This is a genomic window from Flavobacterium lotistagni (assembly GCF_011392125.1).
In the GTDB taxonomy this organism is placed as follows: Bacteria; Bacteroidota; Bacteroidia; order Flavobacteriales; family Flavobacteriaceae; genus Flavobacterium; species Flavobacterium lotistagni.
Map to the genome: position 1 here is coordinate 59,125 of NZ_JAAJBU010000004.1, position 26,305 is coordinate 85,429.

22 protein-coding genes are annotated in these 26,305 nt (G+C 42.9%); 3 read left to right on the forward strand and 19 right to left on the reverse strand.

Features of this window, described 5'->3' with window-relative positions; genetic code table 11:
• Positions 1-31: 31 nt before the first annotated feature.
• Positions 32-448 (reverse strand): thiol-disulfide oxidoreductase DCC family protein, encoded by a 417-nt coding sequence (locus G4D82_RS06305; RefSeq protein WP_166335707.1) that lies wholly within the window; start codon positions 446-448, stop codon positions 32-34.
• A gap of 5 nt (positions 449-453) precedes the next feature.
• Complete coding sequence (locus G4D82_RS06310) at positions 454-2,622, reverse strand: endonuclease MutS2 (protein ID WP_166335709.1); 2,169 nt, start codon at positions 2,620-2,622, stop codon at positions 454-456.
• A gap of 191 nt (positions 2,623-2,813) precedes the next feature.
• On the opposite strand from G4D82_RS06310, the gene ung reads away from it, so the two are divergent.
• Positions 2,814-3,494 carry a uracil-DNA glycosylase gene (ung, locus tag G4D82_RS06315; RefSeq protein ID WP_166335711.1) on the forward strand — a complete coding sequence of 227 codons (681 nt, stop codon included), beginning with the start codon at positions 2,814-2,816 and terminating at the stop codon, positions 3,492-3,494.
• On the opposite strand, the gene G4D82_RS06320 is transcribed toward ung, so the two are convergent.
• The 8 genes from G4D82_RS06320 to G4D82_RS06355 form a co-directional block, all read right to left on the reverse strand.
• Positions 3,481-4,077, reverse strand: a complete 597-nt coding sequence (locus G4D82_RS06320; protein ID WP_166335713.1) for a hypothetical protein — start codon at positions 4,075-4,077, stop codon at positions 3,481-3,483. The genes ung and G4D82_RS06320 overlap by 14 nt on opposite strands.
• Before the next feature lie 11 nt (positions 4,078-4,088).
• Positions 4,089-4,670 (reverse strand): DUF3575 domain-containing protein, encoded by a 582-nt coding sequence (locus G4D82_RS06325; RefSeq protein WP_166335715.1) that lies wholly within the window; start codon positions 4,668-4,670, stop codon positions 4,089-4,091.
• A 59-nt stretch (positions 4,671-4,729) separates the two neighbouring features.
• Positions 4,730-5,662: a transglutaminase gene (locus tag G4D82_RS06330; protein WP_166335717.1), complete on the reverse strand. Its 933-nt coding sequence runs from the start codon at positions 5,660-5,662 to the stop codon at positions 4,730-4,732.
• A 19-nt stretch (positions 5,663-5,681) separates the two neighbouring features.
• Positions 5,682-6,533 (reverse strand): substrate-binding domain-containing protein, encoded by an 852-nt coding sequence (locus tag G4D82_RS06335; RefSeq protein WP_166335720.1) that lies wholly within the window; start codon positions 6,531-6,533, stop codon positions 5,682-5,684.
• Positions 6,534-6,536: 3 nt separating this feature from the next.
• Positions 6,537-7,103, reverse strand: coding sequence for a GNAT family N-acetyltransferase (locus tag G4D82_RS06340; RefSeq protein ID WP_166335722.1), 567 nt, complete (start codon positions 7,101-7,103; stop codon positions 6,537-6,539).
• A 98-nt stretch (positions 7,104-7,201) separates the two neighbouring features.
• Positions 7,202-8,068: a nucleoside phosphorylase gene (locus G4D82_RS06345; RefSeq protein WP_166335724.1), complete on the reverse strand. Its 867-nt coding sequence runs from the start codon at positions 8,066-8,068 to the stop codon at positions 7,202-7,204.
• A gap of 111 nt (positions 8,069-8,179) precedes the next feature.
• Positions 8,180-8,509, reverse strand: a complete 330-nt coding sequence (locus tag G4D82_RS06350) for a translation initiation factor (RefSeq protein WP_166335726.1) — start codon at positions 8,507-8,509, stop codon at positions 8,180-8,182.
• Between the two features lie 81 nt (positions 8,510-8,590).
• On the reverse strand, positions 8,591-9,541 hold the full coding sequence (locus G4D82_RS06355) for an isopenicillin N synthase family dioxygenase (RefSeq protein ID WP_166335728.1): 951 nt from the start codon (positions 9,539-9,541) through the stop codon (positions 8,591-8,593).
• 177 nt (positions 9,542-9,718) lie between these two features.
• Between G4D82_RS06355 and G4D82_RS06360 the strand changes: the two genes are divergently transcribed.
• Both G4D82_RS06360 and G4D82_RS06365 read left to right on the forward strand, forming a co-directional pair.
• Positions 9,719-11,695, forward strand: a complete 1,977-nt coding sequence (locus G4D82_RS06360) for an alpha-ketoacid dehydrogenase subunit alpha/beta (protein WP_166335730.1) — start codon at positions 9,719-9,721, stop codon at positions 11,693-11,695.
• 153 nt (positions 11,696-11,848) lie between these two features.
• The gene (locus tag G4D82_RS06365) at positions 11,849-16,939 is read left to right on the forward strand and encodes a T9SS type B sorting domain-containing protein (RefSeq protein WP_166335732.1); all 5,091 of its coding nucleotides are present in this window, start codon (positions 11,849-11,851) and stop codon (positions 16,937-16,939) included.
• 52 nt (positions 16,940-16,991) lie between these two features.
• Here the strand turns inward: G4D82_RS06365 and G4D82_RS06370 are convergent, their stop codons facing one another.
• The 9 genes from G4D82_RS06370 to G4D82_RS06410 all read right to left on the reverse strand — a co-directional run bounded on the left by G4D82_RS06370 (position 16,992) and on the right by G4D82_RS06410 (position 26,304).
• Positions 16,992-17,831, reverse strand: a complete 840-nt coding sequence (locus G4D82_RS06370) for an SRPBCC family protein (RefSeq protein ID WP_166335734.1) — start codon at positions 17,829-17,831, stop codon at positions 16,992-16,994.
• A gap of 64 nt (positions 17,832-17,895) precedes the next feature.
• Positions 17,896-18,306: an OsmC family protein gene (locus G4D82_RS06375; protein WP_166335736.1), complete on the reverse strand. Its 411-nt coding sequence runs from the start codon at positions 18,304-18,306 to the stop codon at positions 17,896-17,898.
• 58 nt (positions 18,307-18,364) lie between these two features.
• Positions 18,365-19,114 carry a maleate cis-trans isomerase family protein gene (locus G4D82_RS06380; protein WP_317167562.1) on the reverse strand — a complete coding sequence of 250 codons (750 nt, stop codon included), beginning with the start codon at positions 19,112-19,114 and terminating at the stop codon, positions 18,365-18,367.
• A gap of 158 nt (positions 19,115-19,272) precedes the next feature.
• The gene (locus tag G4D82_RS06385) at positions 19,273-20,187 is read right to left on the reverse strand and encodes a fumarylacetoacetate hydrolase family protein (protein ID WP_166335738.1); all 915 of its coding nucleotides are present in this window, start codon (positions 20,185-20,187) and stop codon (positions 19,273-19,275) included.
• Between the two features lie 247 nt (positions 20,188-20,434).
• Entirely contained in the window at positions 20,435-21,544 is a 1,110-nt protein-coding gene (locus G4D82_RS06390) for a cupin domain-containing protein (RefSeq protein WP_166335740.1), read from the reverse strand.
• Between the two features lie 110 nt (positions 21,545-21,654).
• Positions 21,655-22,638, reverse strand: coding sequence for a carbon-nitrogen hydrolase family protein (locus G4D82_RS06395; RefSeq protein WP_166335742.1), 984 nt, complete (start codon positions 22,636-22,638; stop codon positions 21,655-21,657).
• Positions 22,639-22,665: 27 nt separating this feature from the next.
• Positions 22,666-23,091, reverse strand: coding sequence for an acyl-CoA thioesterase (locus G4D82_RS06400; RefSeq protein ID WP_166335744.1), 426 nt, complete (start codon positions 23,089-23,091; stop codon positions 22,666-22,668).
• An 80-nt stretch (positions 23,092-23,171) separates the two neighbouring features.
• Entirely contained in the window at positions 23,172-24,692 is a 1,521-nt protein-coding gene (locus tag G4D82_RS06405) for a T9SS type A sorting domain-containing protein (protein ID WP_166335746.1), read from the reverse strand.
• 10 nt (positions 24,693-24,702) lie between these two features.
• Positions 24,703-26,304 carry an AMP-binding protein gene (locus tag G4D82_RS06410; RefSeq protein ID WP_166335748.1) on the reverse strand — a complete coding sequence of 534 codons (1,602 nt, stop codon included), beginning with the start codon at positions 26,302-26,304 and terminating at the stop codon, positions 24,703-24,705.
• Position 26,305: the final 1 nt, after the last annotated feature.

Consider the following 26,305-nt stretch of genomic DNA (forward strand, 5'->3'; position numbering starts at 1 on the left):
GCTGTTTCTATTTTGAGAACCGGCGGCTTTTTTATTCTAAAAATTTAGCTTTTAATTCTGCGGTGGGAATTAAACAATTGTCTTTTTTACCATACCATTTGTATCGATTGGCTGCAACATAATCGTATAATAAATTTCGCAAACCGGTGGGAATAATTCTAAAAACAGTTCCCAAATGAAAGAAACCGCCCAAACGTTTGGCAATCTGTAGTGCCGCATTCGATTTGTAATAATAAGCCACGCCGGGTTCATAGAGCACAATCGAATCGATATTTTTCGGGTTGATGCCGATATGATCCAAAATTTTCTTTCCTAAATCAGATTGCAAAGCCACGTAGCGAAAACGATCTTCCTTATCGTGCTTGATGACAAACTGCACCGAGCTTTCACACAAATTGCAAACGCCGTCGAAGAGAATGATGCTTTTATTTTTAGGTAAATCGAGCATGATTTTTATTTTGCAGATTCAACAAATTCCAACACATCTAGGCTTACTGTCGAAGTAAATAGGCCATAATTCACCACGGCTTTGTTTTTTTCGATTTTGTCGATGCTGCCAATGGCTTTTCCGTCGGGCATTCTCACGCGGTCGCCTACTTTTAGAATGGGTTTGGGTTTTTCTACGACTAGGCTGGCTTTGAGCTTTTTCTCTTTTTTCTCTTTGCGGATTTTCTCGACCTGAACCGCTACTTCTTTAACAATTTCCTTTTGCTGGATTTCTTTAGACTTGACTTCTTTTGCCGTAGCTTTCTTGCGTTTGGAATTCTCGATTTCGACCATTTTCAAAAATTCGCCAATGAGTTCTTTTTTGTTTTTATTGTTGAAATATTTCTGGGCAATATCATCGATTTTCTGGCCCATATAAATCAAGCGCTGGTTGCTGTCGTAGAGTTCTTGATAGCTTTCGAGTTTTTGCTTAATTTTCAGGTTAATCGATTCCATTTTTTTGCTTTCCTCGCGCGCTTTGATTTCTTCTTCTTTTAAAGTTTGCGAGGTTTTTTCCATTTTGGAACGCTCTTTCTGCAAATTCGCAATGGTCTTATCGAACCTGACTTTACCAACTTCAATCTTCTTTTTGGCGCGATTGATTAGTCCGTACGGAATGCCGTTCTTTTGCGCCACCTCAAACGTAAAGGAACTTCCGGCCTGACCTACGACCAGTTTATAAATCGGTTCGAGAGATTTCTCGTCAAAGAGCATGTTGGCGTTGGTTGCAAATGGCAATTCGTTGGCTAATATTTTCAAATTTGAATAGTGCGTAGTAATGATGCCGAAAGCTTCACGGTGGTAAAATTCTTCTAAGAAAATCTCAGCCAAAGCGCCACCGAGTTCTGGGTCTGAACCGGTTCCAAATTCGTCGATCAAGAACATGGTTTTTCGATTGCATTTCTTCAGGAAATAATTCATGTTCTTTAAACGGTAACTGTAGGTACTTAAATGATTTTCAATAGATTGATTATCGCCGATGTCGGTCAGAATTCGGTCGAACAAAAAGGTTTCACTGCGTTCGTGCACCGGAACCAACATACCAGATTGCAACATCAATTGCAGCAAGCCGACCGTTTTCAAAGAAATTGTTTTTCCACCGGCATTTGGCCCAGAAATTACAACAATTCTTCTTTCCTGGTGCAACTCGAACGTTTGCGGATAAGTTGGTTCGTTTTTTTGGTTGTTATTCAAAAGTAGAATAGGATGGAAGGCATTTCGAAAATACAGCCTGCGCTCGTCGTTAATTTTCGGTAAGATTCCTCCAATCCGTTTGGCATATTTGGCTTTCGCGGCTATCACATCTACATCGCTAAGGAAATCCTGATATTGCACCAGCATCGGCAAGTAGGGCCGAATCATATTGGTAAGCAACTTCAAGATTCGGGTTATTTCTTCCTTTTCTTCATATTCCAAATTGGCCAACTCACGCGAATATTGCAAAGTGGTTTCCGGCTCAATGTAGGCAATACTTCCGGTTTTTGACGAGCCCATAATGGAACCCTTGACCTTGCGTCGGTACATTGCTAAAACCGCCAAAACCCTACGGTTCTGTACAATCGTTTCGCGAATTTCATCTAAGTAACCCAAGCTGTTGTAATGCGTCAGCGCCATGCCGAAACTCTGGTTCACTTTACCTCGAACGGTAGTCATGCTGCGTCTTATATCGAGCAACACCGGCGACGCATTGTCTTTGATTTCGCCGTATTTATCAACAACTTGTTCAATATGGGTAATGATCGCCTTGGTCAATTCGATTGTAGAAGAACGCTGATATAACTTCGGGTAATATTCTTCAAACTTCTTCAGGAACGCCAGCAACGTATTGGTGGTTTCAGAAATAGTGGCAATTTTCCTGAAACTGCCTACTTCCAGAAAACTGTCTTCGATGCCCAAGAATTTGATTTCGTTGGTAATCGCATCAAAACCGTGGTTCGGAATTGCGTTGTTATTGTCAAACGACGACAAGTATTCTGAGGTTTGCAGCAAAGCATCCATCAGCACCGCCGATTCCTTGAAAGGCGTGATTTGCAAAGCTTTCAGTTTGCCTATTTCCGTGTTGCAAATGCCTGAAACCGTTTCCAGCACTGTCGGGAATTGTAAATCTTGTAAAGTTTTTTCAGTAATACTGATCATGGGCTTTGAATTTCCGGAACAAATTTACTCAAACCACCGGGAACTCTGATTTCTAATTCCGATTTAATGGTTAATTATTTTTCGGGTAAGGAAGTGACATAAATCTTACAGCGAAGCGGTCTTAAAATCTTAAAGCGAAGCGGTCCAAAATTCTGCTAGCAATTCTTTATTTTTACAGCAAATTTCCTGTAATGAACGTTACCATCGAACCCACTTGGAAAGCCGTTTTAGCCGATGAATTCGAAAAGCCGTACTTCGCCCAACTGATTGATTTTGTTAGGTCGGAATACCAACAACACACTTGTTATCCGAAAGGCCAACAGATTTTTGCAGCGTTTGACGCTTGTACTTTTGAAGACATCAAAGTGGTGATTATCGGTCAAGATCCTTATCATGGCGCTGGGCAAGCCAATGGTTTGTGTTTTTCGGTCAATGATGGCATTTCGTTTCCGCCGTCGTTAATAAACATTTTCAAAGAACTCCAAACTGATTTGCAACAACCTTTTCCTGCAACAGGAAATCTCGAACATTGGGCCAAGCAAGGCGTATTGCTTTTGAACGCCACACTCACTGTTCGCAAAGGCGAGGCCGGAAGCCATCAAAACAAAGGTTGGGAAACTTTTACCGATGCCGTCATCGAACACATTTCACGCGAAAAAAATGGAGTAGTCTTCTTGCTTTGGGGTGGTTTTGCCAAAAAGAAAGGCGCCAAAATCGACCGTAGCAAACATTGTGTTTTAGAATCCGGGCATCCGTCGCCGATGAGTGCCAACCAAGGTAAATGGTTCGGCAACAAGCATTTCAGCCAGGCCAATGACTACCTTAAATTACTCCACAAAAAACCAATAGATTGGGCAGTTAATTTACAGTAAAATAAAAATAACCGTTGGCGTCTAGGTTCAGCGTGTTGGGCGAATTCAAATTCAGGAACAAGTTGTTGTTGGCACTTTCAGAGCGCAATTCTACGATATTGCTTTCATCGCTGTTGTAACCGAAGCTCAATCGGTAATTTCCGGAAGCCAAATTCTGAATTACTGCACGGTATTCATAGGTTTGTGTAATTTCATTGTAAACCGACTTAGCCAACACAAACGATCCGGTTTCAGAATTGCCAATCGAAGTAAGGATTTGGTTGCTGGCGATTTCAATATAATCCCAGTCGTCTCCATTTTGCTTTTCAATTTCGTACGAAAAATTCAGTTTGGCAGCACCACCAGTAGTTTTGTATATATCCAACGGCTTTGATAAACCGGTAACACTTAGTAAGCGGTCAATATCGGCCACAACAAAAACAGACTGGTCTTCTGGAACGTCGGAAGTTTCTATCACCACCAAATTGGGCGAAGTAGCAAAAACATCGTTGTAAAATTCACTGTCTTTATTAGAGCAATCTGCCGCCATTAAAACAGTAGCTAAGGCCATAAAAAAGAAATATTGTAGGGTTCTAGTTTTCATAATATGCAGAATTAAAATCGATAGCTAACACTCAAACCCACACGCGATAGAATGTCTGGGCTTTTGTCTTTGTTAAATAGATTAGACCCTAAACCAACAAGAAACTCAATTCCGAATTGGTCCATGATGTAATATTTGTAGCCCACAGCGGCACCCATGCCTAAATCGACATAGCTATTCTTTTCAATGGCATAATAATGATTGTTGGCCGAATCAGTAAGCAATAGGATTTCCCTAAAATCGCCTCCATTGATGTTGGTAAAAATCTCAGCAAAATAAAAGCTCCGAGCACCTTGCGACATATTGTAGCGAACAAAAGGAATGATTTCATATTTGGTAAAAAAATTCACATTGCCTTGGTCAAAATCGTCTTTGTTTTTTTTGTTGGCCGAAAACACACCAGCGGTTCCTACGGAAAATTTTTTGTTTAGAAATCGTTCGTAAGTTAAATTGACTCTTGATAATCCGAGCCCGACAACGTCAACACGGAGTTCGTTTTTACGAGACAAAATAGGCGAAACCGGCGTAGTTTCTTGAGCGTTAGCCACTATAACACCGAGAAGAATTATAAAGAGCAATATGGATTTTTTCATAGTTTGGAAATTGATTGAGCTAAGATATAAAAACCATCGAATTAAACAGTATAGCAAAATCAATTAAAAGTGAGTGCGCCCAATATTTCTTCAGACATAAACGGTCCGCCGGGATAAGTGGCCGTATAATCAAGGTTGAGCCATATTTGACCGCGTTCGTCCTGATGGTAATGGATTTGGTTGCCTTTACTTTCGCTTACAAATAGTACTTTTTTGATTAGGTAGTTGATGGTTTCTAAATCTGCCTTTGACCCGATTAGTATTTCCGGATAAATATGTCCGCCGGTATGAATCAGCCGCGGTGTTCCTCCGATCGATTTCACACAAGCTGCCATTAAAATAGAATGGTCGTCGCAATCACCAGAGAAGTAGCGCAAAGATTCTGATGCTTTGGCTATGTAATCTTTGCCTTTCGGGTCGCTGACGTAATTCCAGCGTGAATTGATTTCCTTGAATACAGCAAAACACTGAATAATAGTTCTGTAGTTGGAATAGCCGCGGATGCCTTTAAAATCTTTGGTGGTGGCCATGAGTGCAAAATCCCTGACGTGTGGGTTTTCAAATTCTACCGCATTAATGATTTTAGTTTTGTTCGGAAAGGGTAGCAATTTCGAGATGATAATGTCTTGTGGGTTGGGGTTTTCGTTCATGGCGTAAATCATGTACTGATAATCTTCGGCCACACTTCTAAAACCGTATTTTCCCGATACGCTGCCAATGACAAGTGCTACTAAATACAGAGCAATACACACAATAATAACTGTTCGCATTAATCTCAAAACAAGCTGAATGACCGCCAGAATCAACACAAACAACAAAATTTGATCGAGTTGAAAATACCAATTTGGGTCAATTAGGTTTTGGTGCGCGATGATAAAAACAGGAATGGCAATCAAGATGTTCAACGCAAAAATAATCACATTATCCCAAGGTTTTTTGACCTGCAGGGATTGTTTGACTTTCTGAATCGCGTGAACGGTCTTTTGGATCATGAGTAGCTAAAACCTAAAACTATAGCGTTTTGACAATTTGAGCAAAAGTACCTTTTTTATCTATTAAGTGAAGTTCGAGCAGTTGATTTTGTACGTTGTTTAACACGCTTTCGGAAATGGGTTGCTGTGACCATTCGGTTAGCGATAGCCATTGTTGGATGTCATCTATTTTCTGGTGGTATCTGTTTGCCAAAATTGCGTCGATGCCAGAAATGGTTTTGAAATCCGAAGTAGCCTCATTGATAATCTTAAGTAGTTTTTGAATGAGTTCGGGTTGCGATTGCAAAAGTTTTTCGCTCACCGCGATCACAAAACAAGGCCAAGGTGTTGGGCAATCGCCCAGATTTCTGAAAACGCCTTGGTCGACAAGTGGTTTGGTCATGAAATGTTCCCACATGAAATAATCTGCAGTTCCTTCGGTTAAGGCTTTCACTGCGCCGTCAATGGTATGGACGATTTCGAACTGCAATGCGTTTGTGTCCCAGTTTTGCTGATGTGCATTAACATAAGCCATCAATTGCGAACCTGAGCCTAATCTGGAAATAGCCGCTTTTGTATTTTCTAAGTCGGTGATACTTTTATAAGGAGAATTTGCTGCCACGTGAATGCCCCAAAGTAAAGGCGATTCCACATAAACTTGAATAATCTTTGACGAATTGCCGGCCAAAATGTCTTTGACGATGCCTTCAGTTAAAATCACGGCGATGTCGGCTTCGCCCGAGCGCAACATTTGACAAAGTTTGCCGGTGCCTTCGGGAACGTCGGTCCATTCTAGGTTGATTTGCTGTTGGGTGAATTTTCCGCTTTCGATAGCTAAATGCCAAGGAAGATTGAAATGTTCGGGAACGCCCGCGATTTTTATGGTTTGCATTGGTTAGAATATTTGTGGTGAAGAGCCGGAGTGTTCTGATTTTTCGGCTTTCCACCAGTTCCATTTTGCGCCATCGGGCTCGGTATAAGTTTCCATGAACCGGAAACCGGTTTTGTTCAGGATACGGTTAGATGCTTCGTTCTCGCTGTGTGTGTAAGCGTGCAATGTTTCTATTTCTAATTGCTGAAATCCGTAATCTACCCATGCTTTGGTAGCTTCGGAAGCATAACCTTTGCCCCAATATTCTTCGGCCAATCGATAACCATAGTCGTAGAAATTGGTGTTGCCATTTTCGGTATGATCGTCGACGAATTTAATACCGGTCCAGCCAATAAACGCTCCGGTTTCTTTTAAAATGGTGGCGAACCGGCCAATTTTATTGCGCTGGTATTGCTCATGAATATAACCAATCACTTGGTGAATCTCGTCGATGTGCTGCACCGGTTGGTTCCATAAATATTGGTGCACATTAGGGTTTTGGTCCATAGCGAACATGGCCGGAGCATCGGTTATTTCTACTGGGCGTAATAATAGCCGATCGGTTTCTAAGGTAAAAAGATTGTGTTTCATGGTTCGGTTGCCCTAGCCCCGATAATAGCGGTTATCCTTTTGCGCTGGGGTTCAGCGCGAAAGATAGTAGCGGATAGCGGGATTAGCTTCTAAAAATATTACTCAGCCAATTTATCTAAAGTATAGGCAATCAACGCATCGACGGCTTTGTATGGATCGTCGCTGAAAGTTCCTGTAGCGCGGTTGGCAATGATGGCGTTGAGCGACAAACACTGGTGTCCGAGCAGTTTCCCGAGGCCGTAAATGGCGCCGGTTTCCATTTCGAGATTGGTCATTTTCATGCCGTTGTATTCGAACTTGTCCATCTTGCTGTTGAGTTGCGGATCTTGAATGTTCAAGCGCAACACGCGGCCTTGCGGGCCATAAAATCCGCCTGCGGTTCCGGTGAAACCTTTGAAAATCTTGTCGCTTTCAATTCGCTTTTCAAGAGTTTCGCTGCCTTTGATGACGTACGGACGGCCTTTTTTCATGTCCCAATTGGTTTGCTGGATGAAGGCATCTTCGAGGTTTTTCTCGGAAATGTCGTCAATTAAATAGGAGCGGAGCATGTTGTCGAGGCCCAATCCGTATTGGCTCATCACGAAACTGTCGCAAGGAATGTCTGCCTGCAAAGAACCGGAAGTTCCGATGCGCACAATATTCAGCGAAGTTAGGTTGGGTTTGATCTCGCGGGTGTTCAAATCGATATTCACTAACGCGTCGAGTTCGTTCATGACGATATCGATGTTGTCTGGGCCGATTCCGGAAGACATGACCGTCATGCGTTTGCCTTTGTATGTGCCGGTCTGGGTTTTGAATTCGCGCTTTTGGGTAGAGAATTCGATGCTGTCAAAAAATTGCGTGATTTTTTCTACGCGGTTCTGGTCGCCGACGAAAATGATGTCTTGGGCAATGTGTTCGGGTTTAAGGTTCAGGTGATAGACGCTGCCGTCGGGATTAAGTATAAGTTCTGAAGATGCAATCATTTGATGTAATGAATAATTAATAATTAATAATGAATAATGAATAATTAATAATGGAGGATGCGAACATAACAAATAATTATTCATTATTAATTATTCATTATTAATTTACAATCAGCCTCCGACTCTTTTGACTTTGAAGCCCTTGTTTTTGAGGATTTCCATGATTTTGTCGCGGTAGTCGCCTTGGATGATAATCGAATCGTCTTTGAAAGTGCCGCCTACGCTGAGTTTGGTTTTGAGTTCTTTGGCGAGAATTTTAAAATCTTCGTCCGAGCCAGCGTAACCTTCGATAATCGTAATCGGTTTGCCTTTTCGTTTTTCGAACTTGCAAATCATGGGTTCTTTCTGCACAAAAAGTTCGTGGTCTGTTTCGGTTGGTTCCGGCTCATCAGATGGAATATGATCAGGAAACAGGTTTTTGAGTTGGTCTTGTAAATCCATCGTTCGTGAATTTCAAAAAACAAATTCCAAATCCCGGGAATCGGAACTTGGAATTGTCTATTGGAAAAATTGGGTTAAATACTATTTTTTGATTAGCCCTAAATCGACCAGACGCTCGTTGAGGAATTCACCAGCGGTAATGTCTTCGTATAATTTAGGATTCTTTTCATCTATACAGTTTTCAAGGCAATCCAAACGCATTTCACTGATCGGGTGCATGAAGAATGGAATCGAGTATCTCGAAGTGCCCCACAATTCTCTAGGCGGATTGACCACTTGGTGAATTGTTGATTTCAATTTGTTATTGGTATGGCGTGAAAGCATGTCGCCTACGTTGATGACCAATTCGTCTGGTTCTGCGATAGCGTCAATCCAGTCGCCGTTGTGGTTTTGTACTTGCAAGCCTTTTCCTTGCGCGCCCATCAATAAGGTAATCAAGTTGATGTCGCCGTGAGCAGCAGCACGAATGGCATTTTCCGGCTCGGAAGTAATCGGCGGGTAATGGATCGGTCTCAAGATAGAGTTTCCGTTGTAACCGTATTGATCGAAGTAGAATTCGTCCAAACCTAAGTGTAAAGCCAGCGCTCTTAAAACATAAATTCCTGTTTTTTCGAGCATTTTGTAGGCTTCTTTTCCGGCAGTGTTAAAACGAGGAAGCTCTTTTACTTCCACATTATCCGGATATTCAGATGCGTATTTGGAATCTTTGTCTACATACTGACCGAAGTGCCAGAATTCCTTTAAATCGCCTTCTTTCTTTCCTTTGGCGTGTTCTTTACCAAAAGACACATAACCGCGTTGCCCGCCAATGCCGGGAATTTCGTAACTGTATTTGGTTTCTAAAGGCAGGGCGAAGAACTTTCTGATCTCGCCATACAATTCCTCTACCAATTGGTCATCGAGAAAATGACCTTTAAGTGCCACAAAGCCAATGTCTTCAAAAGCACTTCCGATTTCATTTACAAATTTTTGTTTACGTTCCGGGTTACCCGAAAGGAAATCACGCAAGTCCACACTAGGAATGTTTTGCATACTAAAATTTTTTTGTTAATAACTAAAAGGGCTGCGAACCCTTATAGCAACAAATGTATATAATAATTTTATGAAAAAATTTTAAAAGTTATCAACAATTCAAAAAAAAGGTGCATTTATAAACCATCCTATAATTTTTTTATACTTTTGAGCAGTTTTAACACCCAATCACCAATAATGAATTTTGAGAGAAAACATTTAAGCGACGACCAATTACTCGATTTATACAAAAGACTACTCAAGCCCCGCCTCATTGAGGAAAAAATGCTAATCCTGATCCGTCAGGGCAAAGTGTCCAAATGGTTTTCCGGAATTGGGCAAGAAGCTATATCGGTGGGTGTTACCGCAGTTTTAGAACCCGATGAGTACATCCTGCCGATGCACCGTAACTTAGGTGTTTTTACCGGCAGAAACATTCCTTTGTCGCGTTTGTTTGCGCAGTGGCAAGGCAAGGCGAGTGGCTTTACTAAAGGCCGCGACCGCAGTTTTCATTTTGGAACTCAAGAGTACAAGATTATTGGAATGATATCGCACCTAGGACCGCAATTGGGTGTTGCCGACGGAATTGCCTTAGCCAACAAACTCAAGAAAAATGGTAAAGTAACGGCCGTTTTTACAGGTGAAGGCGCTACTAGTGAAGGTGATTTTCACGAAGCCTTGAACATTGCTTCAGTATGGGATTTGCCGGTTTTGTTCGTAATCGAAAACAATGGTTACGGATTGTCTACTCCAACCAACGAGCAGTATCGCTGTGAAAATCTGGCTGATAAAGGAATTGGCTATGGCATGGAGAGCCACATCATCGACGGAAATAACATCTTAGAAGTTTACATTGAACTTTCAGAAATTGTTGCCTCGATGAAAACCAATCCGCGTCCGGTGCTGTTGGAATTTAAAACATTCCGTATGCGCGGTCATGAGGAAGCCAGCGGAACCAAGTACGTACCCCAGGAATTGATGGATTTATGGGCGGAGAAAGATCCGGTGGAAACCTATCGTCGTTACCTGATTAAGCAGAACGTTATGACTAGCGCGCAAGATGAGGAATGGCGCAACGAAATCAAGAAAGAAATTGATGATCATTTGATGATTGCCAATTCAGAGGCTGATATTGAGGCTGATTATGAAGAGGAATTGAATGATGTATATAAGCCGTATGATTTTGAAGAAATTAAGCCGACTGATGAAACTGAAAACATTAGATTTATAGATGCCATTTCCCAAAGTTTAAGACAGTCGTTCCAGCGTCATGACAATTTGGTGATTATGGGGCAAGATATTGCAGAATATGGTGGCGCTTTCAAAATTACCGATGGCTTTGTCGCTGAATTTGGAAAACACCGCGTCATTAATACACCGATTTGTGAAAGCGCTGTAGTTTCCGCAGGTATGGGTTTGTCTATTAATGGTTATAAAGCGATTGTAGAAATGCAATTCGCAGATTTCGTTTCCACAGGATTTAATCCGATTGTGAATTATTTAGCGAAAGTCCATTACCGTTGGCAGGAAAAAGCTGATGTTGTGGTCAGAATGCCTTGCGGTGGCGGAACTCAAGCTGGTCCGTTCCATTCGCAAACTAACGAAGCTTGGTTTACTAAAACGCCCGGTTTGAAGGTGGTTTATCCGGCATTTCCTTACGATGCGAAAGGGCTTTTGGCAACCGCAATCAATGACCCGAATCCGGTTTTGTTTTTTGAACACAAATTGCTTTACAGAAGTGTTTATCAAGACGTTCCAAAAGATTATTATACCTTGCCATTCGGAAAGGCAGCAACGCTTCGCGAAGGTAACGACATCACGATTATTGCATTTGGCGCGGCCGTTCACTGGGCGCTGGAAACATTAGATAAAAACCCTGATATTTCTGCAGATTTGATTGATTTGAGAAGTTTGCAACCATTAGATAAAGAGACCATTTATGCGTCAGTTAAGAAAACCAACAAGGCGATTATTGTTCAAGAAGATAGTCTTTTTGGTGGTGTGGCCAGCGATATTTCGGCAATGATTATGGAAGATTGCTTTGAATTCCTCGACGGTCCGGTGAAACGAGTGGCGAGTTTGGATAGTCCGATTCCATTTACGAAAGCACTTGAGGAGCAATATTTACCCAAAGAACGTTTTGAAATAGCATTGTTGAAATTGCTAAAGTATTAAGATATACCTTGTTAATTCTTGAAAAGAGCACCTGATTTTGAGTGCTCTTTTTTGTATTCTATAATTTTGTTTTTTTAGGTTTTATAGCCTTTGATTTTGGCAATATTTATTATCTTGTACCGCGTTTATTATCTGATTTTAAAGAACCTGAAAATGATTCAAAAGATTACCAAGTCTCTATATTTATTTGTTGCCGTTTTTGTAACCCTTGTGGGTTATTCTCAAAATTTAATTACAAATGGTGATTTTGAGAGCGGTGGAGCTGGAGTAGGTTTTCAGACCAACTATTTTTTAGTGAGCTCTAACAGCGGGCCGAGAAACTATGCAATTGTTAGTGCTCCGGGCACTATCAATGCCAATTTCAACAATGCTTGTATCGATCATACTGCTGTCGGTAATAAAATGATGGTGGTCGATGGTGCTAATTCTGGGCCTAACAGTGATAAAGTCTGGGAAGCTTTAACTTCGACCGGAGGTGGCGGTGGAATTCCCGTTACTGTTGGAACAACATACACATTCAGCTATTGGATACAATCGATTTCGACCACTAATACTGTGGCTAATTCGGCAGATATTCAAGTTAAAATCAATAATGTAGATATTCTTCCAACCACTGGAAGCAGTATTTGTCCGGTGGCGCTTTGTGGTTGGACTCAAGTAACTTACACTTGGGTAGCCAATTCAGGATTTGCTCAGATTTGGCTCTTTGACCGGCAAACTTCGAGTGCAGGAAATGACTTTGCATTGGATGATATTTCATTTACAGCAGCACCATCACCTTTGTCATTAACTTATTCTATCACTAATCAAACCTGCGTTAATACTACTGATGCTACAATTTTTGGTTACGGTCGGGGCGGAACTCCACCGTATGTGAGTTATACTTTATCCGGACCAATCCCATCAGTGACTAATGCCACCGGACAATTTACTGGGTTGACAGCTCCTGGACCTTATACGCTATTGGTTACTGACAGTGCAGGCGCAACTTCGCAACAAACTGGTATTTCTTTGGCGGTTCCGACTGGATTGAATTTAACGGCAGCTGCGACTACTATTTGTGCCGGCGGTTCAACAACACTTACGGCAACTGGCGGCGGTACTTACACATGGAGTGTAAACCCAAGTACAGAAACTGTTCCAACTGGAGCGAATCCAACAGTAAGCCCAACAGGCACGGCGACTTACACGATTAATTCTACAACTACAACGCCCGATAATTTAATTTACAATGGTGATTTTTTTCTTGGAAACGTAGGTTTTACAAGTGATTATAACTATTACAATCCTAGTAATCCAACCAATGCCCAAAAGGCTTACGGAGTAGTCACTAATGCGAATACATGGGAAGTTGGTTTTGCCGCGTGTAACGACCATACTACTGGAACTGGAAGAATGCTTGTGGTAGATGGATCGACTACAAATAATGATAAAGTTTGGTGTCAGACCGTACCAGTAACTGCTGGTCAGAATTATGCGATTCGTTATTGGGTTCAAACCTTGGCTTTGCCCAATCCGGCGAATATTGAGGTCACCATCAATGGCGTGTCTATGGGAACATCGCTTGCGCCTTCCACGACTTGCAGTTGGGGACAACAATCTTACAACTGGAATGCAGGTGCCAGTACTACCGCTGAGATCTGTTTTTATAATCGCAATATCAATTCTAACGGAAATGACTTTGCCTTAGACGATATTACTTTCTCAAGAACAAATACTTGTGTGTTGCCTCCTAAGTCGATTACCATCAATGTTACTCCCAATAATATTGTACTCAATATTACCAATCCTAATTCTATTTGTGCGCCCGGAACAGTTGATATTACGGCTCCAGCAGTGACCGCCACAAGTACTTCAGGAACGACTTTATCTTATTGGGCAGATGCTGCGGCTACGTCCAGTCCGCTAACGTTGGCTCAAGCCCAAGCGATTGCCACCAGTGGCACTTACTATATTAAAAGTACTTTAGGCTCTTGCTCGGTGATTCGCCCTGTTGTAGTGACCATTGCTACAAGTAGTTCGACACCGGCGCCTACGGTTGTTACTCCGGTTTACCTCTGTAACGGAAGCGTAGCTACACCAGTAACTGCCACTGCTTTACCTGGCGCTACCTTAAACTGGTATAATGTAGCCTCTGGAGGCACTGCCTTCCCCACCGCACCGACACCATCAACAGCAACAGATGCCTTAAATTCTTATTGGGTGAGCCAAACGATTGGGACTTGTGAAAGCCCTCGAGTTCGGTTGAATGTATTTGTAAACTCACTTACCGGAACAATATCAATGTTCTGTGATAATACCCGAATTACGACCAATCCCCCGACTTCCATCTTAATGGACTGGAACAATTTAGCTGGCGGAAATGCAACTTATAACTATACTTATTCGATTAATGGAGGGCCTGCAGTAACGGGAAGCACCACGGCGTCATCACTAGAAATATTTGGTGTATTGCCAGGTCAAAGTGCTACGATGACTATTCTATCTGCGGTGGGATATCCTTGTATAGCATCTCAATTTCCGATGAGCAACACTTGTACGAATTGTGCTAGTACAACAACTCCTACCTTTACACTTCCGACTTCTATTTGCCAAGGTTCAACAGCTCCGGCACTTCCAGCAACATCCAACAACGGTATTACGGGTACTTGGTCACCTGCCATAATCAGTAATACTACTGGAGGTAATTATGACTTTACTCCGGATCCGATTTTGTTTCCTTGTGCTGATCCGTTTACTCAAACCATTACAGTTGTCAATCCACCCAACCCTGGAACTTTGAGTGCCAATCCGGGAGCGAATATTTGTGTAGGCGGCACGGCAACACTCAGTTCAACAACTAGTGGTGGAACGTGGAGTTCTACCAACACTGCTGTTGCAACGGTCAATCCGTCTACCGGAGTGGTCACTGGGGTCAGTGCTGGAACCAACGTGATTATAAAATATACAGTATCCGGAACCGGAGGTTGTTTGCCAGTTGATGCTCAAATCTTGATTAATGTGTCAGCGCCTCCAGTTGCAGGAACATTAAGCGGAGGAAATACAGCAATTTGCGTAGCTGATACCACTACATTCATCCCTTCAATTTCTGGAGGAACTTGGTCTAGTCTGCAACCGACAATCGCCAGCGTAAATGCGACATCAGGTTTGGTTACCGCCTTAGCGGCCGGACAGGCCACTATTCGTTACACCATATCAGGAACCGGTGGTTGCGCAAATGTTTTTGTAGACAAAGTGGTCACAGTTTCAGCTATTCCAAGCGCCGGGATGTTAAGTGGTGTTCAAGCCATTTGTGTCGCAGGAACCACTACCTTTCAATCCACTGAAGCCGGAGGAACATGGAGTATTAGCCCTACCGGAATTGCTACCATATCCAGCACAGGGAACATTGTCGGTGTTGCTGCCGGAGTGGCTACAGTGAGCTATATTGTCAATGGTACCGGAGGTTGTCCTGCTAGTGCGCCAGCTACCAGAAACGTAACCGTTACCGCTGCACCAAATCCAGGAACTTTGAGCGGTGGACAGAATATTTGTCAAGGCTCGACCACGGTTTATACCCCAACAGTTACCGGCGGATCTTGGTCTTCTCTTCAGCCGAATATCGCTTCAGTGCATCCAACTTCTGGTGTTATTACCGGTTTGGCTGTTGGTCAAGCGACCATTAAATATACTGTAGCAGGAACTGGAGGTTGTGGCCCTGCTGATGTAACAAGAATTATAAATGTCAATCCGAATGTCACTCCAACTTTTAATCCCGTTGCTGCAATTTGTGAAGGAAACGCGATTAGCCCGCTGCCGACAACTTCAACTAATGGCATCACCGGAACATGGTCTCCGGCATTAAACAATACTGCCACTACACAATATACTTTCACACCGACTACAGGCTTATGTGCCAATCCTACTATATTAACTATTACGGTTAATCGTAGGGAAGTGCCATTATTTGCTGGAATAACTCCTCAATGTCAAGGAGACACGCCACCGGTATTGCCCAATTCTTCGGATAATGTACCGCCGATTTCTGGAACTTGGAATCCGCCAACGGTAAGTACTGCAACACTAGGAACCACTTTTTATACTTTCAATCCATCAGCCGGACAGTGTGTCTCGACAACTTTAACTCAATTACCTATTACCGTAGTTCCGGTGATTACGCCGAATTTTGCCTCAATTGCTCCTATTTGTGACGGAAAAACAGCTCCGATTTTAAGCACGACTTCCCCCAATGGAGTAGAAGGTACTTGGAATCCGGCTATCATTAGCAATACACTAACAGGAAATTATTTGTTTACACCTACGTCCGGCCAATGTGCCTTATCGCAAACCTTGAGCGTTTCGATTATTCCCCGAACCGTTCCTGATTTTGCAACGATACCAGCTTTTTGCAAGAACAGTACACCGCCTGTTTTGAATCTGACTTCGCCTAATGGCATTACTGGAGTTTGGAATCCATCAGTTATAGACAATACGGTTAGTGGTAATTTTCCTTATGAATTTGTACCTGATGAGGCCACCGAATGCGCTACACGACAAACAATATATGTTACTGTCACTGAACCTATTTCACCAGGATTTCCAGATTTGGCGTTCTGTACCGGAAGTTTAGTTCCCGCATTACCAACAGTTTCCCCTAATAATATTACAGGTAGTTGGTCTCCGGCAACAATAGACAATCTCAACAGTGGTGCTTATCTCTTCACGCCAGATTTAGGAGAATGTGCTATTGCGCAGACGATGAATGTAACCATCAACCAATATACTTTAGTGGCTATTGACGGTATAGTGACGAATTATTTCGACGAGAACCAAGTCATTACTGTATTGGCAACAGATCCCGGAAATTATTTGTACCAATTGGATTATGGACCATTACAGCAAAGCAACGTATTTCAGAATGTTCCAGCCGGTACACATGTGATTAAAGTAGTAGATGCTAACGGTTGCTCTAGTCCTTTAACTCGTGACGTTTTGGTAATTAATTATCCTAAGTTCTTTACTCCGAACGATGACACTTACAATGATACTTGGAACATCAACGGATTGAATCAGCAATTGAGTTCAAGAATTTTCATTTTCGACCGATATGGAAAACTGCTCAAAGAAATTTTCCCGAGCGGCAAAGGTTGGGATGGAACCTACAACGGCAATCCGCTACCGGCTGACGACTATTGGTTCAGCGTAGATTATCAGGAAAACGGGCAATCAAAAAATTTCAAAGCGCATTTTTCACTCAAACGATAAACAAAAAAAGCTTCCACAAAACGGAAGCTTTTATTTTAAATGATTGAGGCAATCAATTATTCTCTACATATTTTTTGAAATTGTCTAAGATGCTTTGCCAACCGGATTGCTGCATTTCAAGTGGATGCTGGTTCTCGGCTTCAAAGGTTTCTACAATTCGAATTTGCCCGTCAATAGGAGCAAAGAGGATAAATACTTTGCGTCCGCCGATGATGGCATAACTCAATTTTTCGTGGGGCTTTACTTCGATGTAAGTCCCTTCAAAATCAAAACTCGAACTGCCATCTTTGGCAGCCATCGTATAACTGAAATGCGCGCCAACTTTCACATGATTGGTCGCTTTAGGCGTGTGCCAATCCTCTGAAGCGTTATTCCAATTAACGATGTGTTTCGGGTCAATCCAATAGTCCCAAACCTTGTTCATGTCTGCATTTACAGCGGTCATCACGGTGATGTAATTTTTTTCTGAAAGCTCTTTCACAATCGCTAAAGCTTTAGGAAAAGCCTCATTGAAATAGTCTGCCATTTCGTTCGGAAAATCAACACTTACCGAAAGTTTGATTTGTCCTTCAACTTCTTCCAAAGTGTAACTTTCAGTCGTGCCAGACCACGCCGGGCTTTCTTCTTGTGGCTGCTCTTGATGGTTTTTAACTTCCCCCAAATGTTGGAACACCATCATTTTATTGCGCTCTAGCTTTACAATTTCGCTATACATACCGTTGCCGTCTGGGCCCAGAAAATGAATTCGACTGTTTTTCTTCCAATCTGATTTGGCGTATGAGCCTACATGAAAAGCACTTGTCCATTGCATATATGAGCCTTCATCCCACAAGGTTTGCCAGACTTTTTCTGCCGGAGCACTTATGGATATTTCAAACAGATGTGCTTTCATTTTATAGTGTATTAGCATGAGATAGGGGTTTAAAAAAAAAGCACCGGAGTGCTTAGTTAGTATATTAGTTCAACTGGTAATCTACCGAAATTTCTGTGTTGAGCAGTTGTGAAATCGGACAGTTTTTCTCGGCATCTTTGACCAAATCGGCAAATTCCTGTTCACCAATGTTGGGAACTTTGGCACTCAAAGTCAGGTGAGAACGAGTAATTTTTCCGTCTTCAAAAGTGATCTCACATTTGGTTTGTAATTCTTCAGGAGTATAACCCGCGCCGCTTAAATTGAAGCTTAGTTTCATCGTGAAACAACCTGAGTGTGCGGCAGCAATGAGTTCTTCGGGGTTGGTCCCGACGCCATTTTCAAATCGAGAACCAAACGAATATTGTGTCTTATCGAGAACCGTGCTTTGGGTAGTCAGATGACCTTTGCCTTCTTTTCCGGTGCCATTCCATACGGCAGTTGCATTTCTTTTCATAGTAATTGTTGTTTAGTTTTTTTTTAAGAAGGCCTAATTTACGAAAAAATCGAATCGATTAATATTTTCCACTCAGCAATTCACCGCCAATTCCAGACTTTGCGTCGATGCCCAATTTCTTCATCATTTCATAAGTAGTACAAACGGCTGCCGAGGTTACCGGAATTCCAATTTCTTTCTGGATCAAATCAATCGCGGGCAATGATGGCATTTGTACGCAAGCCGAAGCCACAAGCACATCAACGTTTTTTAAATCCAATCGCTTATAAATTTCAAGTAAGTTCATCGGGTCTTGCGCAGCCACTTCCAAATTGTCCGGAATTTCCAAAGCAATCGAATCGACGACTTCAAAACCTTGATGCTCTATATAATCAACCACCAAATCGGTCAGCGGTCTCATATATGGCGTAATCACTGCCACTTTTTTCGCGCCCAGCACTTTCAAGCCATTGATTAAAGCGCCGGCACTCGTTACAATCGGTGTCGGAAAACCATTGGCCACCGTTTCTTGGTGCAAGTTCACTTCAGACACGCAATGGTAGCCGCGGCCCATGCTCATAATGGCTACCAAACAAGCGTAACCCATCACATCTACGTGTGCATCAGAGAGTTCTTGTGCGCATTTTAGGCTCATCGCATCCATGGCTTCGAGTTCTTCCTTAGTGACCTTTTTCATGCGCATCCGGCTTGAATGGAAAGTAAAACGCTCTGGCAATATTGTCTCCCGCGCACGAAAAACCGCTGGTATCTCAGTTTCCATCGTCACGTTAGACGAAGGCACAATCTGGCCGATTCTATATGTTCTCATTATTCACTATTAATTATCAGTTATTCTCTTAGGGCGTGCCACCGGCTCCGCTGCGCTGCACCGCTGTCGCGTTTTCCGCTGCAATTCCTCGCTCGTGCCTCGCTGCGGGATTTCCGCTGCAACCGCTCACGCGAACCAGAGGCTGCAATTACTTCAGGTTAAACATTAATTTCTTTCACCGTATTGACGATGGTTCCAATACCTTCTACGGTAGCTTCCACGACGTCGCCGTTCCAGAGCCATTCTTGCGGGCTTCTGCCTGCGCCAACACCAGCCGGTGTTCCGGTAGCGATAATGTCACCGGGTTCAATCGTGAAAACGGTACTTAAATCTTCAATCAGTTCGTTGACGTTGAACAGCATGTATTTGGTATTGGCGTTTTGTTTTTCCACACCGTTTACTTTAAGTGACAAATTCAAATTGTGCGGATTGGGAATTTCGTCTTTGGTCACGAGAATCGGCCCCATCGGCGCAAAAGTGTCTTGTCCTTTCGACACAATCCATTGGCCGGCACGGCGGCAATCGCGCGCAGAAATGTCGTTGATGACCGTGTAGCCAAAAACATAATCGAGCGCATTTTCTTTTTTGACATATTTGCCCGGTTTGCCGATGACCACGGCGAGTTCAACTTCCCAATCGAGTTGTTGGGTGAGTTTTGGGTTCAAAAGGATTTCTGTATTGGTTCCAGTAACAGCTGTAGGCGGTTTGGAGAAAATGATGGGTTGTTGCGGCAGCTCTTTGGACGTGTCTAAAGTTCTAGCGCTTTCGGCTACGTGTTCGGTAAAGTTGAGTCCGATGCCGATGATGTTCTTGCGCGGTTTCGGAATCGGGGCGAGAATCGTTATTTCGTTCATAGAAAACGAGATGTCAATTAAGTCTGCTGGATCGCATTTTTGCATCAGCGAGTTGACTTCGGCTACAATGTGTTCGCCCATGTCGATAAAACCGAGTAGGGTGCTGGGCAGTTTGTATTGCATCACATCGCCGAAATTGGCCATGTCAATCACTTGGTTTTCATGTATAAATCCGAGGCGTGGTTCGGAGTTCTGGGTTTGATAGGTGAGTAATTTCATTTCTTTTTGAGTTGCTGAGTGCCTGAGTGCCTTAGTGCCTGAGTTTTGACAGAAAGGCTGGTTATATTTAAATTTTATGATTGAAGTTCTTCTAATCTTGACTCTTGTTTCTAGTTTCCATATCTCATCGGTTTTCAATCCATTGACCAGACGCTTTATTGATTCAAGTTTCTAGCCCCGATTGAAACGGCATCCTTTTGCCGCTTTTTCAGCGGGAAAAGATAGAGTGTAAAGCGGGAATCAGCTTCTAAACCAAAATCTGATAACCGTTATTTTCTTCGTAGGCTTTTTCCTGATACAAGCCCAACTTTTCAATGGTAGGCAAATCGTTGAACGAGAACAGGCAGGCATCTTCGGTATCGGATAAATTCACGTGTTCGTGCCAAGCCCAAGACGGAACGCAGAATATGTCGCGCTCTTTCCAGTCGAAGCGTTTCCCGTTAATCACCGAATAACCTTTGCCTTTCGCGCATTGGTAAACGAACGAACCGGTGTGTTTATGAGCTTTCGTATGTTCGCCCGCGCGCAACAATTGCATCGACGCGCCCATGGTCTGCATCACGTGGCCACCAGTCAGCGGATTGGTGTACTGCATGATGATGCCGTCGTAAGGCGAGCCTTCATTGACAATCGCAGCTTGCAATAGGGCAGGATAAACGAGTTTCCAAGAGTATTTGAACAGTGGCGAATAAGGCTTGTCCCAAACCAAATCAGGCGAAACCAAACCGGCAGCGCTAAAAGTCATCGGCAAATGATTCACCGGAGCTATTAACGGTTGCGGTCCGTCGTAAACTGCGTAATCATTGGCTTCCAAAGCATTCACCAGTGGAATGTCTAGTCCGTCTTGCCAGATGCAGGTTTGGCCGTCGGCTTCAACACCGTGTTCGTGCCATGCGGAATTCGGCGTGATTACAAAGTCGTTGACCTCGAGCATGATTTTATTACCATCGACTACCGTGTAACCTTTAGCGCCTTCCATGATAAAGCGTAGGGCTGAGGCTTTATGACGGTGCGCTGAAGTGCTTTCCCCGGGGCGCGTCACTTGGATTCCGGTGTACAACCAACCTACAGCGGCGCTGACATCTTTGCGTTTGTCATTCACTAAATAAACCACGCGGCGGCCTGCTTGTTCTGGCGTAACGAGTTCGGACGATTTGAGCACCAACTCGCGCAGGTCTTCGTATTTCCATAACATCGGAACAGAAGAGGAGCGAGGTTCCCAAGGTTCGATATCGTTGGCCACGGTCCAGAGCGCCCCGGCACCGAGGGCTTCGAGTTCTTTATAATAGGCTTCGAGCTCAGGTGTGTCTTGAACTCGGGCGCGGCCTATAACGTCGTCGGAATGTTTTGTTTCCATAGCTGGTTTGAAATGATTTTGAACACTAATTTACTTTGTCAGTTCGGCTGAAGCCTCGGGTCACTAATTTTCACGGATTAAAAAATCTGTGATCATTTGTGAAATCTGTGTTATCCCTTTTTATTAAATTCTTCGTGATTGTCAATGAATGTAATCTTTCGTGTTGGAGCCGTATTGACCCGCAAGTCGAAAATATCGAAACGGTTGTAATGCCCCAGAATGTCGTGCATTTGTTTAGGTTGGATGCATTTTTCCAAATCGATTTCTGCGTAAACGATGCCTTCGTCGTCAATTAGTGGTTCGCCGATGACAGCGCCGTTCGGGCCGATGAATCCTGAAAAAGCCGAATTTTTACGCGTTAAAAGTACGTCGGCATCGGGCACATCTGCTTTCAGGATTTCCATAATTTCTTTTGAAATGGTCGAGCAAGAAACAATCGTAAAGAGTTTCCCTTCAAACGAATGCGCGGCTGCTCGAATTTTAATCGCCTCAGCCATGTTGTAATCTGGAGGCGCTACGGGAAGTGAAATATAATTGGCGATGTGGATCAATTCGCCTTGCGACAACAAAGTAAAACGCGCTAAAGTATTGGTGTTTTCCCCGCAAGCCAAAGTACCAATCGGGCCGATTTCGGTTTTGTATACTTTTAATGACGAGCCGTCGCCCGAAGTCCAGGTGAGTTTTTCAGCCCAGGTTGGAACTAGTTTTCGGTGTTTCCCAATCAGGTTTCCTTGGTTGTCGATGATGAGATTGGTATTGTAGATTTCTCCGTAGCTGTCACCGCGTTCGTTGATTCCGATGACAATATGAATGTTGTGCTCTTTGGCTGCGTTACAGATTCTATCGATTTCGACACTGGGCACACTAACTGAATTTTTATAAAGCAGTTCGTACCATTTGCTGCCCTGGACCGGCGTCATGATCCAGTTCCAATACGGATAACCCGCGATAAAAACTTCGGGAAAAGCAATGAGTTGTGCGCCGTTGCTGCTGGCTTCTTTGATAAAAGAAATGGCTTTGTCGATCGTTTTGTCTACATCGAGGAAAACTGGTGAAGTCTGTACCGTGGCGGCTTTAAATTTTGGAAACTCCATGGTTGTTGGCTGTTGGTTGATGGATATTTATCCGATGGTAAATTTAGTGAGTTTGGCTTTCATTTCCTCGTTAAAAGGTTCGGCTTTGATATCATTTCGGTCTTTATTAAAAGCCACATTGACTAAAGTAACTTCTCCTGATAATATGGGTTTTCCAGTTTCGTCTATGAATTCGAATCCGCACAAAACAGAAGCAAACCCGATGTGGATCACCCAGAGTTTTTTCATAATCACTTGGCCCAAGCGCGCTGGGTTTTTGAATTGTACCTTCAGATCAACAGTCGGGATGCCGTTGGTTTCGTGCATTTCGTAAAACGGTCTTTCGAGTTCTTCTTCGAACCAATCTTCGACTAAGGCATTGAGCATTTCAAGAAACCTTGGGTAAAATACAATACCAGCATAATCAACATGTGCAAAACGGATTTTTTCGGTTTTTAGGAAAATTTGGTTCATACAAAATCAGCTAATGATTTGAGGTTAAAATTTTTCAGCGGAAGCTTTCCTCCAAAAGTAATCAAAACTTTCTCATCGTTTTATTCTTTGATGAATTTGGTTTGGTAAGTTTCACCGCCGGTTACAACTTTAATCAAATACAAACCAGCAGCAAGGTTTTCAACTGAAACAGCATTTTCGGTTACGGTTTGATGGACTACAGTTTTTCCATAAATATCAGTTATTGACAGGCTTTGAACTGGGTTTGGAGTTTTGAAATATAAATTGTGGGCTACTGGAATTGGGTATATTTCAAGCTTATTTTTCTCAAAGGCATTATTGCCCAGATTTTCAGCTGTAAGTTTAACAAGCCAAAAATCAAAACCGCCGGCATTGTTGGTTAAATCGCCATCATTAGAAGTACTAGGTGAAATAGAAACAAAACCATTGTCTACAGTAGGTACAAAAGCATTAATGGATTCAGAAGCTGTACCGCCATATCTTTGCTGCCAGAGTATTTCGCCCGAATTATTGGTTTTGACGATCCAAACATCTTGCTCGCCCAAACCAGAAACTAAGTCGCCGTCTTCTGAGGCAGTTTCTCCTGCAAAAATGAAATTACCATCAACTGTTTCATGAGCAATACTCAAAGATTCGTCTAAAGAACCACCATAGATTTTTTGCCATTGTAGAATGCCATCGCCGGTTAGTTTAACCGTCCATGCATCAAAGAGTCCATGCTGGCCGGCAAAATCTCCTTCGACAGAATCTGACTGGCCTGATGCAATATAACCGCCGTCTGATGTTGTCTTAATATCGTATAAATAATCATCACCCGAACTTCCAAAAGTCTTTTCCCAAATGAGGTTTCCGTCCGGACTGAGTTTGACAATCCAGCCGTCAATAGAACCATGGTTGATCGATACATCACCATCGCTCGAATTGGTATGCCCCACGATGATCAAATTATTGTCATTGGTAGGCAAGATTTTATTGATGAATTCTAACTGACTGCCACCCAATGTTTTTTGCCAAAGGATTTCGCCAGAAGAATTCAATTTTACAATCCAAGCATCGGCTTGCCCGTGGTTGCTATTGATTTGGCCGTCTGTAGAGCTGGTATGTCCGGAAAAAATATATCCGCCTTCACCCAACTCGATGATATGGAACGAATTTTCAATCGAACTTCCGCCATAAGTTTGAAGCCATTGCAGGTTTCCATCGGCATTGAGTTTCATAACCATAACGTCAAACAATCCGTGGTTGGTAGTAATATCACCGTCGGTAGAATCGGTATAACCTGAAATCAGGTAACCGTTGTCGGCAGTTTGCTCTATTGAAATTCCTACGTCATAACCTGAACCTCCAAAAGTTTTCTGCCATTGAATGTTTCCGTTGGCATCGGTTTTAACTACATAGATATCAAAGCTGCCGCGATAATTTTGTCCGATGAAAAAATCGTTCGAGAAAGTACTTCCCAGTGCAATATAGCCACCGTCGTTAGTAGGTTTGATGTCATTGCCCAAATCCATGGCTGAACCGCCTAGTGATTTTTGCCATTCGATAGTTGGTGCCTGAGAATAAGAATTGATGGCCAGTAGCAATACTAGAAGTTTTTTCATTTGATTGGATTTATTTCAGCTTGAATCGTTGGATTTTTCCGGTCTCAGTTTTGGGCAATGTATCTACAAAATAAATTACTCTCGGATATTTGTATGGCGCAGCTACTTCTTTGAACCACAATTTTATGGAATCGGCCAAATCATTCGATGCTTTATTTTTTTCTTTCAAAACAATGTGCGCACAAACCACCATGCCGCGCTCATTATGAGGCAAACCTACTACCGCACATTCTAAAATTTCCTCGTGTGTCAATAATACGCTTTCGACTTCAATTGCAGCAATGTTATAGCCTGAAGAAATAATCATATCATCGCCACGTGCCACAAACCAAAAATAACCTTCTTCATCTTGACGAAAAATATCACCTGTTATGTTCCAGCCATTTTCAACGTATTCTTTTTGTTTTTCGATGCGGTTCAGGTATTTGCAGCCGGTGATGCCACGAACAGCCAAACGTCCGGCCTCATTTCTGGGCAATTCGTTTCCGTCGTTGTCAATGATTTTGGCTTGGTAGCCCGTAATGGCCACACCGGTAGCGCCGGGTTTCATGTTGTTGTCGTTGGACGAAATAAAGATATGCAGCATTTCAGTTGCACCAATGCCGTCGATGATTTTCAGACCCGTCGCATCGTACCAATCTTGCCAAACTTTCAAAGGTAAAGTTTCTCCGGCTGAAACACATTTGCGCAAACTTGAAATATTGTATTCTTTGACTTTAGTTGTAATTACGCGCCAAGCAGTAGGTGCAGTAAAGCAAATCGTAATCTTGAACTTTTCAATGGCTTCGAGCAAAACCTCGGGTGAAGGTTTTTCAATCAGAAAGGTCGAAGCGCCAAAATACATCGGAAACAAAACCAAGCCGCCTAAGCCGAAAGTAAACCCAAGTGGCGGACTTCCGGTAAAAATATCATCGCTGCTCGGTTGTATGGAATACACAGGAAAGGCTTCACAAATGTTCAGGATATCTTTGTGGTAATGCGCCGTCATTTTGGGCAAACCGGTGGTTCCGGAGGTGAAGCCAATCAATGCCACGCTATCAGATTTCGAATGGAAATTATCGAACGATTTCGGTTTTTCGTGCATGAGTTTTTCCAAGTCAGCACTGTTGCTTTCTGAACCATCGAAGTAACAAACCTTTTTCAGAAACGGAGATTGTACCAGTTTCATCTCTTCATCCAAAGCGAGGTCGCAAAGCGCATGGGAAATTTCGGCGCAGTCAATAAAAGTAGTCAGTTCTTTAGACCGAAGTAAAGGCATCGTAGCTACAACAATTCCACCGGCTTTGAGTACAGCATACCAGCAAGCGACCATCATTGGGTTGTTGGCAGAACGCAGTAAAACGCGATTTCCTGACTGTAAACCTAAATCGTCTACGAGCACATGGGCAATTTGATTCGCTTTTTCAAAAAGTTGGCGATAAGTCCAGTTTGTCTCGAAAGTGCGCAAACAAATAGCTTCGCCATGACCGTTTATTACATGTTCATCGAGCAAACGCGCCACGCAATTGAGCATTTCTGACTGCTGGAACTGCGGCGAATCGTATAGATAATTGGGTTGAAACTCTGTAGGCGGTAAATAATCGTGTGCGAAATTGTCTTGATAATGTTTCATC

Coding starts and splice junctions, on each gene's coding strand:
- G4D82_RS06305 (WP_166335707.1), bottom strand. CDS start 448: ATGCTCGATTTACCTAAAAATAAAAGCATCATTCTCTTCGACGGCGTT.
- G4D82_RS06310 (WP_166335709.1), bottom strand. CDS start 2,622: ATGATCAGTATTACTGAAAAAACTTTACAAGATTTACAATTCCCGACA.
- ung (WP_166335711.1), top strand. CDS start 2,814: ATGAACGTTACCATCGAACCCACTTGGAAAGCCGTTTTAGCCGATGAA.
- G4D82_RS06320 (WP_166335713.1), bottom strand. CDS start 4,077: ATGAAAACTAGAACCCTACAATATTTCTTTTTTATGGCCTTAGCTACT.
- G4D82_RS06325 (WP_166335715.1), bottom strand. CDS start 4,670: ATGAAAAAATCCATATTGCTCTTTATAATTCTTCTCGGTGTTATAGTG.
- G4D82_RS06330 (WP_166335717.1), bottom strand. CDS start 5,662: ATGATCCAAAAGACCGTTCACGCGATTCAGAAAGTCAAACAATCCCTG.
- G4D82_RS06335 (WP_166335720.1), bottom strand. CDS start 6,533: ATGCAAACCATAAAAATCGCGGGCGTTCCCGAACATTTCAATCTTCCT.
- G4D82_RS06340 (WP_166335722.1), bottom strand. CDS start 7,103: ATGAAACACAATCTTTTTACCTTAGAAACCGATCGGCTATTATTACGC.
- G4D82_RS06345 (WP_166335724.1), bottom strand. CDS start 8,068: ATGATTGCATCTTCAGAACTTATACTTAATCCCGACGGCAGCGTCTAT.
- G4D82_RS06350 (WP_166335726.1), bottom strand. CDS start 8,509: ATGGATTTACAAGACCAACTCAAAAACCTGTTTCCTGATCATATTCCA.
- G4D82_RS06355 (WP_166335728.1), bottom strand. CDS start 9,541: ATGCAAAACATTCCTAGTGTGGACTTGCGTGATTTCCTTTCGGGTAAC.
- G4D82_RS06360 (WP_166335730.1), top strand. CDS start 9,719: ATGAATTTTGAGAGAAAACATTTAAGCGACGACCAATTACTCGATTTA.
- G4D82_RS06365 (WP_166335732.1), top strand. CDS start 11,849: ATGATTCAAAAGATTACCAAGTCTCTATATTTATTTGTTGCCGTTTTT.
- G4D82_RS06370 (WP_166335734.1), bottom strand. CDS start 17,831: ATGAAAGCACATCTGTTTGAAATATCCATAAGTGCTCCGGCAGAAAAA.
- G4D82_RS06375 (WP_166335736.1), bottom strand. CDS start 18,306: ATGAAAAGAAATGCAACTGCCGTATGGAATGGCACCGGAAAAGAAGGC.
- G4D82_RS06380 (WP_317167562.1), bottom strand. CDS start 19,114: ATGAGAACATATAGAATCGGCCAGATTGTGCCTTCGTCTAACGTGACG.
- G4D82_RS06385 (WP_166335738.1), bottom strand. CDS start 20,187: ATGAAATTACTCACCTATCAAACCCAGAACTCCGAACCACGCCTCGGA.
- G4D82_RS06390 (WP_166335740.1), bottom strand. CDS start 21,544: ATGGAAACAAAACATTCCGACGACGTTATAGGCCGCGCCCGAGTTCAA.
- G4D82_RS06395 (WP_166335742.1), bottom strand. CDS start 22,638: ATGGAGTTTCCAAAATTTAAAGCCGCCACGGTACAGACTTCACCAGTT.
- G4D82_RS06400 (WP_166335744.1), bottom strand. CDS start 23,091: ATGAACCAAATTTTCCTAAAAACCGAAAAAATCCGTTTTGCACATGTT.
- G4D82_RS06405 (WP_166335746.1), bottom strand. CDS start 24,692: ATGAAAAAACTTCTAGTATTGCTACTGGCCATCAATTCTTATTCTCAG.
- G4D82_RS06410 (WP_166335748.1), bottom strand. CDS start 26,304: ATGAAACATTATCAAGACAATTTCGCACACGATTATTTACCGCCTACA.